The organism is Nonomuraea sp. NPDC050153 (assembly GCF_044460125.1).
Taxonomy (GTDB): domain Bacteria; phylum Actinomycetota; class Actinomycetes; order Streptosporangiales; family Streptosporangiaceae; genus Nonomuraea.
Map to the genome: position 1 here is coordinate 16,260 of NZ_JBITJQ010000064.1, position 12,413 is coordinate 28,672.

General features: G+C 68.5%; 14 protein-coding genes and 1 tRNA gene. 9 read left to right on the plus strand and 6 right to left on the minus strand.

The genetic code is table 11. The annotated features are described in order from the left end of the window. Positions 1-15 precede the first annotated feature (15 nt). Positions 16-456, plus strand: a complete 441-nt coding sequence (locus tag ACIBQ1_RS60535) for a hypothetical protein (RefSeq protein WP_397292527.1) — start codon at positions 16-18, stop codon at positions 454-456. A gap of 199 nt (positions 457-655) precedes the next feature. Further along, entirely contained in the window at positions 656-1,336 is a 681-nt protein-coding gene (locus ACIBQ1_RS60540; protein WP_185069893.1) for a Crp/Fnr family transcriptional regulator, read from the plus strand. Here ACIBQ1_RS60540 and ACIBQ1_RS60545 read toward each other — a convergent pair. The 4 genes from ACIBQ1_RS60545 to ACIBQ1_RS60560 are packed head-to-tail and all read right to left on the minus strand — an operon-like array spanning position 1,318 to position 3,532. Further along, positions 1,318-2,106 (minus strand): MBL fold metallo-hydrolase, encoded by a 789-nt coding sequence (locus tag ACIBQ1_RS60545; protein ID WP_397292528.1) that lies wholly within the window; start codon positions 2,104-2,106, stop codon positions 1,318-1,320. The genes ACIBQ1_RS60540 and ACIBQ1_RS60545 overlap by 19 nt on opposite strands. After that, a complete protein-coding gene (locus tag ACIBQ1_RS60550) occupies positions 2,103-2,915 on the minus strand; it encodes an NUDIX hydrolase (RefSeq protein WP_397292529.1) in 813 nt (270 codons plus the stop codon). The genes ACIBQ1_RS60545 and ACIBQ1_RS60550 overlap by 4 nt, the downstream gene beginning before the upstream one ends. Before the next feature lie 6 nt (positions 2,916-2,921). Further along, positions 2,922-3,380 carry a RidA family protein gene (locus tag ACIBQ1_RS60555; protein ID WP_397292531.1) on the minus strand — a complete coding sequence of 153 codons (459 nt, stop codon included), beginning with the start codon at positions 3,378-3,380 and terminating at the stop codon, positions 2,922-2,924. Next, positions 3,377-3,532 (minus strand): hypothetical protein, encoded by a 156-nt coding sequence (locus ACIBQ1_RS60560; RefSeq protein WP_211370275.1) that lies wholly within the window; start codon positions 3,530-3,532, stop codon positions 3,377-3,379. The genes ACIBQ1_RS60555 and ACIBQ1_RS60560 overlap by 4 nt, the downstream gene beginning before the upstream one ends. A 179-nt stretch (positions 3,533-3,711) precedes the next feature. Here ACIBQ1_RS60560 and ACIBQ1_RS60565 point away from each other — a divergent pair, with 179 nt between their 5' ends. Next, entirely contained in the window at positions 3,712-4,683 is a 972-nt protein-coding gene (locus ACIBQ1_RS60565; protein WP_397292532.1) for an ArsA-related P-loop ATPase, read from the plus strand. Further along, positions 4,680-5,807 carry an ArsA family ATPase gene (locus tag ACIBQ1_RS60570; protein WP_397292534.1) on the plus strand — a complete coding sequence of 376 codons (1,128 nt, stop codon included), beginning with the start codon at positions 4,680-4,682 and terminating at the stop codon, positions 5,805-5,807. The genes ACIBQ1_RS60565 and ACIBQ1_RS60570 overlap by 4 nt, the downstream gene beginning before the upstream one ends. 51 nt (positions 5,808-5,858) lie before the next feature. On the opposite strand, the gene ACIBQ1_RS60575 is transcribed toward ACIBQ1_RS60570, so the two are convergent. Continuing rightward, positions 5,859-6,155 carry a WhiB family transcriptional regulator gene (locus tag ACIBQ1_RS60575; protein ID WP_090771382.1) on the minus strand — a complete coding sequence of 99 codons (297 nt, stop codon included), beginning with the start codon at positions 6,153-6,155 and terminating at the stop codon, positions 5,859-5,861. Between the two features lie 242 nt (positions 6,156-6,397). On the opposite strand from ACIBQ1_RS60575, the gene ACIBQ1_RS60580 reads away from it, so the two are divergent. After that, positions 6,398-8,674, plus strand: coding sequence for a transglycosylase domain-containing protein (locus tag ACIBQ1_RS60580; RefSeq protein ID WP_397292535.1), 2,277 nt, complete (start codon positions 6,398-6,400; stop codon positions 8,672-8,674). A 191-nt stretch (positions 8,675-8,865) separates the two neighbouring features. Here the strand turns inward: ACIBQ1_RS60580 and ACIBQ1_RS60585 are convergent, their stop codons facing one another. Then, the gene (locus tag ACIBQ1_RS60585) at positions 8,866-9,324 is read right to left on the minus strand and encodes a GatB/YqeY domain-containing protein (protein WP_397292537.1); all 459 of its coding nucleotides are present in this window, start codon (positions 9,322-9,324) and stop codon (positions 8,866-8,868) included. 98 nt (positions 9,325-9,422) lie between these two features. On the opposite strand from ACIBQ1_RS60585, the gene ACIBQ1_RS60590 reads away from it, so the two are divergent. The 4 genes from ACIBQ1_RS60590 to ACIBQ1_RS60605 all read left to right on the plus strand — a co-directional run bounded on the left by ACIBQ1_RS60590 (position 9,423) and on the right by ACIBQ1_RS60605 (position 11,760). Beyond that, the gene (locus tag ACIBQ1_RS60590; RefSeq protein WP_397292541.1) at positions 9,423-10,286 is read left to right on the plus strand and encodes a metallophosphoesterase; all 864 of its coding nucleotides are present in this window, start codon (positions 9,423-9,425) and stop codon (positions 10,284-10,286) included. Positions 10,287-10,350: 64 nt separating this feature from the next. Further along, positions 10,351-10,424, plus strand: a tRNA-Pro gene (locus ACIBQ1_RS60595). 604 nt (positions 10,425-11,028) lie between these two features. Then, positions 11,029-11,478: a hypothetical protein gene (locus tag ACIBQ1_RS60600; RefSeq protein ID WP_397292538.1), complete on the plus strand. Its 450-nt coding sequence runs from the start codon at positions 11,029-11,031 to the stop codon at positions 11,476-11,478. A gap of 39 nt (positions 11,479-11,517) precedes the next feature. Then, the gene (locus ACIBQ1_RS60605) at positions 11,518-11,760 is read left to right on the plus strand and encodes a hypothetical protein (RefSeq protein WP_397292539.1); all 243 of its coding nucleotides are present in this window, start codon (positions 11,518-11,520) and stop codon (positions 11,758-11,760) included. Positions 11,761-12,413: the final 653 nt, after the last annotated feature.

Below are 12,413 nucleotides of genomic sequence, written 5' to 3' on the forward strand. Positions count from 1 at the left end.
CGGGAGGCGGTGGCCATGAGTGGTCAGGGTGCGGTGCTGTCGGACTTCGTGCGTACATCGGGGCCTTTGCGGGGGCAGGCGCTGCAACGCCTGGCCCTGACCTGCGCCTCCGCGGTGGCCAAGCTGCACGCCCGCGGCAACGTGGGGCTCCGGCTCAGCCACGAGAGCATCGCGCTCGGCGCCCACGGCCAGGTGCTGATCGGCTGGCAACCCGGCCTCACGCCGGGCTCCGCGGCCGACGACGTGCTGGCCTGGGCCGATCTGGTGGTCTTCGCGGCGACGGGCCGCACGGACGGCGACACCTCCGTCCTGCCTCCCGCGCTGCACCTGGCGGTACGGCAGTGCCGCCAGCCCGACCCCACGGCCCGCCCGCGCGCGGCGGACGTGCTCCGCGTGCTCGTCGGCCAGTCGGTGGCGGCCGCGGTGGCCTCCGTCGACGGTCTTCTCGCTTCTTGAGACGCCTCTGGGACCCTTTGCGGCTCTTGTGGGGCTCTTCTGCGGCACGAGGGAGGGTCGATAGCCCCTGAAATCAGGGCATCAGGTACCTTTCCCCTGGATACGACTCATCCGAAAAGCGCAGAACACTCCAGCATTCCCATAACCTGTGTGTGCCACGCAGAGTGGGGTGAGTCACAATGGCAGCAGAGGAGGCAGAGTGAACACCGAAGATGTGCTGGGCAAGGCCCCCCTGTTCGCCGCGCTGGACCGCGAGAGCGCCGCGGCGCTGCGCACGAGCATCACAGAGGTCCAGCTCTCCAAGGGACAGACGCTCTTCCACGAGAACGAGACCGGTGACCGGCTCTACGTCGTGCTCGAAGGCAAGATCAAGCTGTCCCGCACCTCGCCCGACGGACGGGAAAACCTGCTGAGCGTGCTCGGGCCGAGCGAGATGTTCGGCGAGCTGTCGCTGTTCGACCCGCGGCCGCGCACGGCCTCGGCGACGGCGCTGACCGACGTGCGGCTGGCCGGGCTCGGCCACGACGACCTGCGCCCCTGGCTGACCGGCCGCCCCGAGGTGGCGCTGCACCTGCTGCGCGCGCTCGCCCAGCGGCTGCGCCGCACCAACGACGTGCTGGCCGACCTGGTCTTCACCGACGTGCCCGGACGCGTGGCCAAGCAGCTGCTCGACCTGGCCGAGCGGTTCGGCACCAAGACCGACGACGGCCTGCGGGTGCACCACGACCTGACGCAGGAGGAGCTGGCGCAGCTCGTCGGCGCCTCGCGCGAGACGGTCAACAAGGCACTGGCCGACTTCGCCCAGCGCGGCTGGCTGCGGATCGAGGCCAAGGCCGTGGTCATCCTCGACATGGACCGGCTCTACAACCGGTCCAGGTAGTCGAGCTGGGCCACGACCGACATCTCGGCGGCGGCCCAGAGGGAACTGTCGACGTCGGCGTACACGATCTTGACGATCTCGCGCGGCGTGCGCGCGCCCTGGGCGCGCGCCGCCCTGATCTGGTCGAGGCGCTGCCTCCGGTGCGCGATGTAGCCGTCGAGCGCGGCGATCGGGTCGGGCAGCACGGGGCCGTGGCCGGGCAGCAGCGCCCGCGCCTCCAGGCTCTCCGCGGCCGCCCTGAGCCGGTCGAGGCTGCGGAGGTAGTCGGCCAGGCCGCCGTCGCGGGCGATGATCGTGGTACCCCTGCCGAGCACGGTGTCGCCGGTCAGCATCGCGTGGTCCTGCGGCAGCCAGAAGCAGAGCGAGTCGAACGAGTGGCCCGGCGTGCCGTACACGTGGATCTCCAGGCCCGCCACGGTCACCACGTCGCCGTCGGCGAGCCCCTCCGCGCCCAACCGGTGCCGCGGGTCCAGCGCCCGGACGGGGGCGCGCACCATCTCGGCGAAGCGCCTGGCGCCGCCGCTGTGGTCGAAGTGCCCGTGGGTGAGCAGGATCTCGGTGACGCGCCGCTCCCCTAGATGATCATGTACGCGGCGCAGGTGCGACTCGTCCTCGGGCCCGGGGTCGACGACCACCACCTCGTCCCCGCCGATGACCCAGGTGTTGGTGCCGTCGAGGGTCATGATGGACGGGTTGGGCGCGAGCAGGTTCTCGGCGTGTTCGGTACGGGAGCCGTCGGGCGTCCCGATCGGGATGTGCAGCCCGCTCACCGCGTCACCAGCCGCATCTCGCCCTCGATCTCCACGGCCCTCGGCATGATCGGCACGATCTCCCTAGGCTCGGCCAGGATCCCCGCCACGCTGTCGTGGGCCGCCAGCTCGGACAGGGTTTGGTACGTGGGCGGCATCAGGAAGATCTCCCCCCGATGCGCCAGCTCGATCGCCTCCGCGGGGCGCCGCCAGGCCACCTGGTCGGCCTCACCGCCGACGTCACGGGTGCGCTGGCCCTCGGGGAGCACGGCGACGAAGAACCGCGTGTCGAAGCGCCTGTGCTCGATCTCCGGAGTGATCCAGTGGGCCCACGGCTTGAGCAGGTCGGACCGGAGCACCAGGCCGCGCCTGGCGAGGAAGTCGGCGAAGCCCAGACTCCTGTCGATCAGCGCCAGCCGGTCGGACTCCCAGTCGTCGCCCGTCGTGTCGGCGACCACGGAGCCGGGCCCGGGACCGGCCAGCAGCACTCCCGACTCCTCGAACGTCTCGCGTACGGCCGCGCACACCAGGCCGCGCGCGACCTGCTCGCTCGCGTGGAAGACCGCGCCCCACTCGGCCGGTGACGGACCGGCCCAGGCCACGGCCTGGTCGGTGTCACGGACGTCCACCGAGCCGCCGGGGAAGACGTACGCGCCCGCCGCGAAGGCCATCGTGGCCTTGCGCCGCAGCAAGTACGCTTCCGGCCCTTCCCGCAAAATCACCACCGTGGCGGCGTCCCTCGTGGGGACCGGCTCGACCCGCCCCGCGAGGAGGTCCCGTGCCCGCGCGGCAAGCTCGACTGGAAGCGGCAATCCGGTCACATCGGTCATAGTGCCTCAGGCTACTTCGGCGATCAGCTCCACTTCCACAGGTGCGTCCAGCGGGAGGACGGCCACGCCCACGGCGCTGCGGGCATGCCTGCCCGGCTCGCCGAGCACGGCGGCGAGCAGCTCGCTGGCGCCGTTGCCGACCTTGGGCTGCTCGGTGAAGCCCGGGTCGCTGGCCACGAACACCACGACCTTGACGATCCGGACGACCTTGCTCAGATCGCCCACCTCAGCCTTGATGGCCGCAAGCGCGTTGAGCGCGCAGACGCGGGCCTGCTCCGCGCCCTCCTCCGTGGTCAGATCGGCCCCGAGCTTGCCGGTCCGCTGCAGCTTGCCGTCGACGAACGGCACCTGGCCGGAGGTGTAGACGAGGTTGCCCGTGCGCACGGCCGGCACGTAGGCGCCCGCCGGCGCCGCCACCTCGGGCAACGTCAGGCCGAGATCCGCGATCTTCTGCTCGGGGGTCACTGCTTCTCCCTCTTGAAGTAGGCGACGAGCTGCTCGGGCGAGGCACCCTGAACGATCTGGACCAGCTCCCAGCCGTCGGAGCCGAAGTTGTCCAGGATCATCTTGGTGTTGTGGATCAGCACCGGAGCGGTGAGGTACTCCCATTTCTTCATGAAGGTCAGCTTCTCATAAGAAACCCGCCCGCCGGCCTGCCTTGTGCCTGCTCAGACCATGGTCGCGGGCAAGTTCCCCGTCGGGGTGTGAGCAATCTCAAAGGGTGGTCGTCGGCTTCCGACAAGTGACCGTTCGGTAGCCTCGAATGGTGGACTCTCCGGACACGGATTGGGCCGGTGTGCGGCTGCACGTTGTCACCGGCAAGGGCGGCACCGGCAAGACGACCGTGGCCGCCGCTCTCGCGCTCGCGCTGGCCGCGGGCGGCCGCAAGGTGCTCCTCGTCGAGGTCGAGGGCAGGCAGGGCATCGCGCAGATCTTCGATCTGCCGCCGCTGCCGTACGAGGAGCGCAAGATCGCCGTGGCGCCCTCCGGCGGCGACGTGTACGCGCTGGCCATCGATCCCGAGGAGGCCATGCTCGATTACATGGAGATGTTCTACGGGATGCGCAGGGCGGGCCGGGCGCTGACCAAGATGGGCGTCGTCGACTTCGCCACCACCGTGGCCCCCGGTTTCCGCGACGTGCTCGTCACGGGCAAGACGACCGAGGCCGTGCGCAGGCGGGCCAAGAACGGCCGCAGGGTCTACGACGCGGTCGTGCTCGACGCGCCGCCCACGGGCCGCATCACGCGCTTCCTGAACGTCACCCAGGAGGTGGCGGGCCTGGCCAAGGTCGGACCGATCAAGAACCACTCCGACCTGGTCAACGGGGTCGTGAAATCTCCTGAGACGGCGGTGCACTTCGTGACGCTGCTGGAGGAGATGCCCGTGCAGGAGACCCTCGACGGGCTCGCCGAACTGCGTTCGGCAGGGCTTCCCCCCGGCGGAATCTTCATCAATATGGTGCGCGATTCACTGATCCCGCAGGCCGCCCTTGACACAGCTGTCAAGGGCCGTTTCGACGCGGCGGAGCTCGTGCTCGGGCTGAAGGCGGCCGGGGTGGCCGACGGGGCGGAGGCCACGACGATCGCCGAGGCGCTCGCGGAGGAGATCTCCGAGCACGCCCACCGTACCGAGCTGGAGCGCGCCGAGCGCGACTCCCTCGGCGAGGCCGGGCTGACGAGCTACGAGCTGCCGCTGCTGGCCGACGGCGTCGACCTGGCCGGCCTGTACGAGCTGGCAGAGAGCATGCGCACCCAAGGAGCAGCGTGAAGAAACCCGCCGCACTCGACATCGACGCGATACTCGACGACGCCGGCACCCGGATCATCGTCTGCTGCGGAGCCGGCGGGGTGGGCAAGACCACGACCGCGGCGGCGCTCGGGCTGCGGGCGGCCGAACGCGGCAGGTGCGCCGTCGTGCTCACCGTGGACCCCGCGCGCCGGCTGGCCCAGTCGATGGGGCTGACCGAGCTCGACAACACCCCGCGCCTGGTCAGCTCGCCCGAGGGCGGCGGCCAGCTCTACGCCATGATGCTCGACATGAAGCGCACGTTCGACGAGATCATCGAGGCGCACGCCGATCCCGTGCGGGCCCGCCAGATCCTGTCGAACCCCTTCTACCAGTCCCTCTCCTCCAGCTTCGCCGGCACGCAGGAGTACATGGCCATGGAGAAGCTGGGCCAGCTGCGCCGCTCGGACGAGTGGGACCTGATCATCGTGGACACGCCGCCGTCGCGCTCCGCGCTCGACTTCCTCGACGCGCCCGAGCGGCTCGGGCGCTTCCTCGACGGACGGTTCATCCGGCTGCTGACCGCACCGGCCAAGGCCGGGGGGCGCAGCGCGTTCCGGCTGCTCAACGCCGGGTTCGGGTTGATGGCCGGAGCGATGACCAAGCTGCTCGGCGCGCAGGTGATCAAGGATCTGCAGACGTTCGTGTCCGCGCTCGACGCCGTCTTCGGCGGCTTCAGGCAGCGGGCGGAGATGACGTACAAGCTGCTGCAGGCCCCTGGAACGGCCTTCCTCGTGGTGGCCGCGCCCGAGCGGGACGCCATGCGTGAGGCGTCCTACTTCGTCGAGAGGCTCGCCGAAGAGCGCATGCCACTGGCCGGCCTGGTGGTCAACCGCGTGCACATGTCGCCCGCCTCGGTCCTCTCAGCCGCCCGTAGCGCCGCGGCCGCGGAAGACCTCGAGGCGCGGGGCGAGCATGAGCTGACCGCCGCCGTGCTGCGGCTGCACGCCGGGCGAATGCAGCTCACCGCTCGCGAACACCGCGAGCAGGAGCATTTCATCTCGGCCCACCCCACGGTGCCCGTGGTGCAGGTTCGCGCCATGTCCGAGGACGTCCACGATCTCATCGGTCTGCGCCAGATCGGGGACCTGTTGGCGAGCGCATGAAAGTACGGCCGGCGGACGGCGCCGGCCGTACTTCGGCTCGCCGGGCTTGGATCAGCCCGCGATCAGCTCGTTGGTTCGTTCGTACTCTTCCTTGGCGGACTCGAGCAGGTCTCGCCACGAGTCCACATCTGGCCGCCGTCGAAGCAGCGCACGCCGTTCGCGTTCGGTCATACCGCCCCACACCCCGAACTCGATGCGATTGTCCAGCGCATCGGCGAGGCATTCAGTACGGACCGGGCAGCCCCGGCAGATGAGCTTGGCCCTGTTCTGCGCGGCGCCCTGCACGAACAGGGCATCCGGATCCGCACCCTTACAGGCGGCACGGGAGGTCCAATCCGTGATCCACATTGTTCGACCCCACTCCCCTTAGGTGGTCAGTCGTCATTTGGGGCCGACGGGCGCGGGCGCCGAGCCTCCGTATTCAGTTGCCGCAGGGAGAACGTACGCAACTACCCGTTCGGGCCGACAGACCCCAGAGGACCAATTTCTCGCGGCCATCTTGACCGGGAATGACTAGTCACCCCCGTCAGTCAAGGCGAAATGGTGTCGCGCTACCGATTCGGTCAGTCTTTCGACGTACTCTTGGTACCGTGCAAGCGCAGCGCAAAGATCGCTCCAACCCCATCCTCGGCATCCTGCGTCTGATCATCGCAGGTTCGGTCGCCGGGGTGCTGGCCGCGGCCGTGGCTCTACCTGCGGTCGGCGGGGCGGGGATGTCCACGAAGAGCGCTGTGGAAAGCCTCAACCTCAAGCCCGAAGAGCTCGACGAACCCCCTCTTCCCGAGCGCACCGTCCTGAAGGACGCCAACGGCAAGCAGTTCGCCCAGTTCTACTTTGAGAACCGGCAGTCTGTCCGCCTTGACCAGGTCGCCCCGATCATGCAAACAGCGCTGATCGCGATCGAGGACTTCCGTTTCTACCAGCACGGGCCGATCGATGTTGAGGGAACGGCCAGAGCGCTCGTGAAGAATTTGTCGGGCGGCGGCGTGATGCAGGGCGGCTCGTCGATCACCCAGCAGTACGTCAAGCAGGTGCTGGTCAACAAGGCCGAGACGCCCGAGGAGCAGGCGGCGGCCATTGCCCCGACGCTCTCCCGCAAGCTGTCCGAGCTACGTAACGCGATGGCGATCGAGAAGAAGTACTCGAAAAATCAGATTCTCGAGAAATATCTGAACATCGCCTACTTCGGCGCGGGTGCCCACGGCATCCAGGCCGCGGCCCGGCGCTTCTTCGACAAACCCGCCGCCGAGCTCAATCTCGTCGAGAGCGCCACGCTGGCCGGTGCCGTACAGAACCCCGCGCGCACCGACCCGAGCGTCGGCCCCGAGTCGCGGGCGCGGCTGCTGCAGCGGCGCAACATCGTGCTCGACCGGATGGCCGAGATCGGCAAGATCACGCCGCAGGAGGCCGCCGAGTCCAAGGCGAAGAAGCTGGGCTGGAAGAACATCAAGGCGCCCGGCGGCTGCGAGGCCAGCAAATATCCGTACTTCTGCCTCTACGTTCAGTACGAGATCCTCAACAACGAGGACTTCGGCAAGAACCAGGAGGAGCGCAAGAAGCTGCTGCAGCGGGGCGGTCTGACGATCAAGACCACGATCGACCCGAAGATGCAGGCCGCCGCCGACAAGGCGATCAAGAAGTTCGTCTCCAAGAAGGACAAGCCCGTGGCCTCGCAGGCCATGGTCGTTCCCGGCACCGGCGAGATCAAGGCCATGGCAGCCTCGCGGAAGTTCGGCGGGAGCAAGAAGAAGAACGAGATGAGCTACAACATCGTGGCCGACGCGGCGCACGGCGGCGGGCGCGGGTTCCAGCAGGGCTCGACGGCCAAGGTCTACACGCTGGCCACGGCGCTGGAGGAGGGCCTGAAGTACAACGACGGCTTCCCGGCGCCCGCGGGCTACCAGGCCGGCGGCTACAGCACGTTCAAGAACTGCAAGGGCGAGAACGTCGGCGACCCGTCCCACACCGTGCACAACTCCAGCGAGGGCGGCGGCGGCTTCAAGACGCTGCAGTCCGGCACCTGGGGCTCGGTGAACACGTTCTTCCTCAAGCTCGAGGAGCGGATCGGGCTCTGCAGCGTGGTCAAGATGGCCAAGAAGCTCGGGGTCAAGCGGGCCGACGGGCAGAAGCTGTCGGAGGTGGAGACGTTCACGCTGGGGGTCAACGAGGTCGACCCCGTGACGATCGCCAGCTCGTACGCCGTCTTCGCCTCCCGCGGGCAGTACTGCAGGCCGCTGGCGATCACGGAGATCAAGGACAGGGACGGCAAGGCCAAGCAGTACAAGCCGAAGTGCTCCCAGGTGCTGGAGGAGGAGGTCGCCGACGCGGTCAGCGGCATCCTGTCCGGGGTGTTCACCAAGGGCACGATGCGGGAGGTCGGCGGCATCGGGCGTGACGCGGCCGGCAAGACGGGGACGACGGACAACTACGCGTCCGCCTGGTTCGCCGGTTACACCCCCAACCTGTCGTCGGCCGTCAGCCTGGGCGACCCGCGCGGCACCAGGGGCAACGAGCTGATCGGGGTCACGATCGGGGGCCGGTACTACCCGTACGTGTACGGGGCCTCCATTTCGGGGCGGATCTGGAAAGACTCGATGCTGGTCGCGCTGAAGGGGATCGAGCCCGCGGAGTTCACGCCGGTGGACACGTCGCGGTTCGGCGGGTGCACGGAGCACTGCGCACCGAAGAAGCCCGAGAAGGAGAAGAAGGACGAGCAGGGGCCGCCCTTCGGGGACGGCGACCCGTTCGACATCTTCGACCCGCCGAACGGGGACCGGGGAGACGGACGCGGCGGGCGCGGCGGGGACGGGACGGGCAACGGCCGCGGCCGCACCGTCGTCGGCCCCGGCGTCTCACCCACCGGCTGACGCCCCGGGTCCTGCCCGGCCACCGGAGGGGCGCTCAGGCCCTCACTGCCTGACGGCCTGAGGCCCGCTCCGACTCCCGCCGCCTATCCGGGTACCCCTGAGCTCTTTCCGGCGCGCTGAGACCGCCTCCAGGCCCTTCTGAGGGGTCGGTAGGACCCCGGACGCGGGGGCACCCGGGGCTACTACGGCTACTACTTCGCCGCCAGCCGGGCCCGGACGACGGCGGCCACCCGGCCACCCTCGGCCCGCCCGGCGATCTTCGGGTTGACGGCCTTCATGACCTGCCCCATGGCCTGCGGCCCGGCGGCGCCGGTCTCCGCGATGGCGGCGTCGACGATGGCACCCAGCTCCTCGTCGCTGAGCTGCGCCGGAAGGTACTCCTCCAGCACCGCCTGCTCGTCCAGCTCGGCCTGCGCCTGCGTGGCCCGCCCCGCGTTCCCGAACGCCTCGGCCGCCTCCTTGCGCTTCTTGGCCTCCTTGGTCAGCACCTTGATGACCTCGTCGTCGGTCAGCTCCCTGGCCTGCTTGCCGGCGACCTCCTCGACGTTCACCGCGGCCAGTGCCATCCGAATCGTCCGGAGACGTACCTCGTCCCGGCTCTTAAGCGAGGCCGTCAGATCGGCCTTCAGCTTGTCCTTCAATGCGCTCATGCGCTCCATCTTGCCGTCTGCGCGGACTGTCCGGACGCCGCGCGCCCGATGTCGGGCATCATGAGTAGGTGAGGAAAGCCGTCGCAGTGCCATTGTCCATGCTCGGTCTCGGCCTGGCCGGGCTGGGTTACGCCTCCGTGGTGGAGCGCAACTGGTTCCGCCTGCGCCGCTTCGACGTGCCGGTGCTGGAGCGCGGTCAGCGTCCCGTACGCATTCTCCACCTGTCCGACCTGCACCTGACGCCGCGCCGGACGATGCTGATCAACTGGGTCCGCTCCCTGGGCCCGCTGAAGCCGGACCTGGTGGTCAACACCGGCGACTCGATCGCGCACCCGGACGCCGTCCCCTCGCTCCTGTACGCCCTGGAGCCCCTGCTGTCGCGCCCGGGCCTGTTCGTCTACGGCTCCAACGACCTCTACGCCCCCAAGCCCAAGAACCCGGCCCGCTACCTCTGGCGCACCTCCAAGAACGACCGCCGCCAGCACATCCCCTCCCTGCCCTGGGAGGAGCTGGGGGCCGGCATGGCGGCCGAGGGCTGGCTCGACATGAACAACACCACGGCCCGCATCAAGGTGGGCGACCTCGACGTAGCGGTGGCGGGCATCCACGACTCCCACATCAACCGCGACCGCTACGACCTCGTCGCCGGCCCGGCCCCCGCCGACGCCGACCTCCGGCTGGGCGTCATGCACTCCCCGGAGCCCCGCAACATGACCCGCTTCGCCGCGGACGGCTACCAGCTCCTGCTGGCCGGCCACACCCACGGCGGCCAGCTCTGCATCCCGTTCTACGGCGCCCTGGTGACCAACTGCGGCATCGACCGCGCCCGCGTCAAGGGCCTGAACCGCCACGACAACGCCTGGCTCCACGTCTCAGCCGGCCTCGGCACCTCCCCTTACGCCCCGGCCCGCTTCGCCTGCTTCCCTGAGGCGTCACTGCTCACCCTCGTTCCCCGCCGTTGACACGGTCACAACTACCTTGGGAGTCCGCTAGACTTTTCCAAGCACGAGCAAGACGGGCGTGCACCGGGGTGTAGCGCAGCTTGGCAGCGCGCTTCGTTCGGGACGAAGAGGTCGTGGGTTCAAATCCCGCCACCCCGACCCAGCTAGAAGGCCACTTCCGATCTTCGGAGGTGGCCTTTTTGCATGTCGTACAGCAACAAAGTACAGCTACAGCTGCCGCCTTAGCGGGCTGATCCCCACGTCCGCCAGCTGGCGAGCGCCACGGTCGCGCGGACGGGTCCTTCCAAGGAAGCCGTGACAAGTCGCGGCCGGGGGTCGGGGGTGGGAGTTACAGGTCAGCAGGGGCGTGACAGCGTGACAACGGCCCCGTGACACGGGCATGACAAGTGCCGTGACAGGCCCCGTAACAAGATCGCGTGGCACCCCCACGGGGGCCACGGGCGGGGGCTGGGGGGTGGGGTTACAGGTCGGAAGGGGTGCCACACTTCGTGGCCCCCCTCTGTGGCACCCCTGTGGCCCCTCCGTGGCGCCCCCTGTGGCCCTCCGTGGCACCCCCTGCGGCCCTCCGTGGCACCCATCGTGGCCCCCCGGTGGCGGCGACAAGAAAGAGTAAGCGGGTCCGGTGCTTCGCGCCCACACACTGAAGATCGGTAGCGACTCCTCGCACCCCTGAGACAAGCCGTGTGTCCCGTTCCGGTCGCTGTCGGTGACAACTAGCCGACGACGTTCTAGCGTGTGAGCCGTGGGAATAGAGATCATTGCTCTTCTTGCCGGATCAGCCGTAGCCGGGGCGCTCAGCGCTCTCGTGGAGTGGGTCCGTGATCTCCTACAAAGGCGCGCGGAAGTCCACGAAGTCGCAACACCAGCTGCTCCAACGATTGAGAGCCGCGCGGATGAGCTGGCGGAGATCTTGAAGCGCTCGACGACTCTGCTCAACGAGCTGACGGCCGAGATTCAGGCCCGAACCTCGACGGCTATGGAGATGGAAGCGAAGGCGAAGCACGCCGAGAACCTGGCTGCGATGCATGAAGAACAGCGTCAGGCCGTGGAGAAGCTACTGGACGCGAGGTTGGAAGCCCGGCTGAAGGAGAGCGGTAAAACGTCCTTCCGTCAGGGTATGTGGCTGAACATCATCAGCGGAGCGTTCTTCTTCGCGGCTGGTGTTGTTGTGACGCTCCTGATTGGAGGTTGATAGGCAGACGGCTCGCCCTTCCCGGCGTACGTTCGGCATATGAGCGTGAATAAGATCATCTGGGTCAAGCCGTTCAACCCCGAGAACCACAACGTTGAGACCGAAGGCCGCGCGGGACGGTGCGGGTGGCACGGGACGAACGAGGGAACGCCCTGCGGCGAGCCGCCCTACGCCAGCGTCAAGTTCAACTATGCGGACTTCCAGCCGATCTACTCGGCGTGCGCACGGGCCCTCCGGAAGATCTCGGAGGAGAACGGCTTCCCGATCCCGCCGAGCCCCTAGGCCCACGCTCCCCGCGCGAGGTACCCGCTTAGCTTCCCTCTCCTTCGGCTTCCCGGCCTCTTAGCTGCCACTACGGCCACGCCTAGCCACATCTGTCAGTGGCACCCCGTGGCCCGTGGCTGCAAGATCAAAAGTTGCTGCGACTGCAGCCCACGCGCAGCCGCGCGGAGCCATCCAACCGGCGACAGACCAAGCCCTGAGACGGCCGTAGAGGCGCGAACCGGCTTGCCCTGATGTCATGCCATGCGGACAAAATTGGTCTTGTTAGAGCGCTGCTGAGAGCGCTCGGAGGGTGCCGTGGAGGGCCGTACCGGGTTTTCGCAGGTGAGGGCTCTAGGCGCTAGGTCGCAGGTCGGGCGCCATCTTGGCCCCTAGGTGAGCCTCTAGACCTAACGGGGTTTCACCCCAGCCCGACGAGCCATGTGAGGCTGTCGCAGAGTTGTCGATCTCCGCCTGTCAAGGTGATCTTTGAGGTCGGGAGAACCGATTCTTGATCGTCATTTCGGTTGGGTCAGTCACAGTGATCACACGCGCGTCGTGCATGCGTGACGTTTAACCTCATCCCCCGCGCCGTGGAGCGCGGGTTGGTGTTTCCGCCGAACATCCGGGACTGGCTGCCGCCGGAGCATCTGTGCTGGAAGATCCAGGCGGTG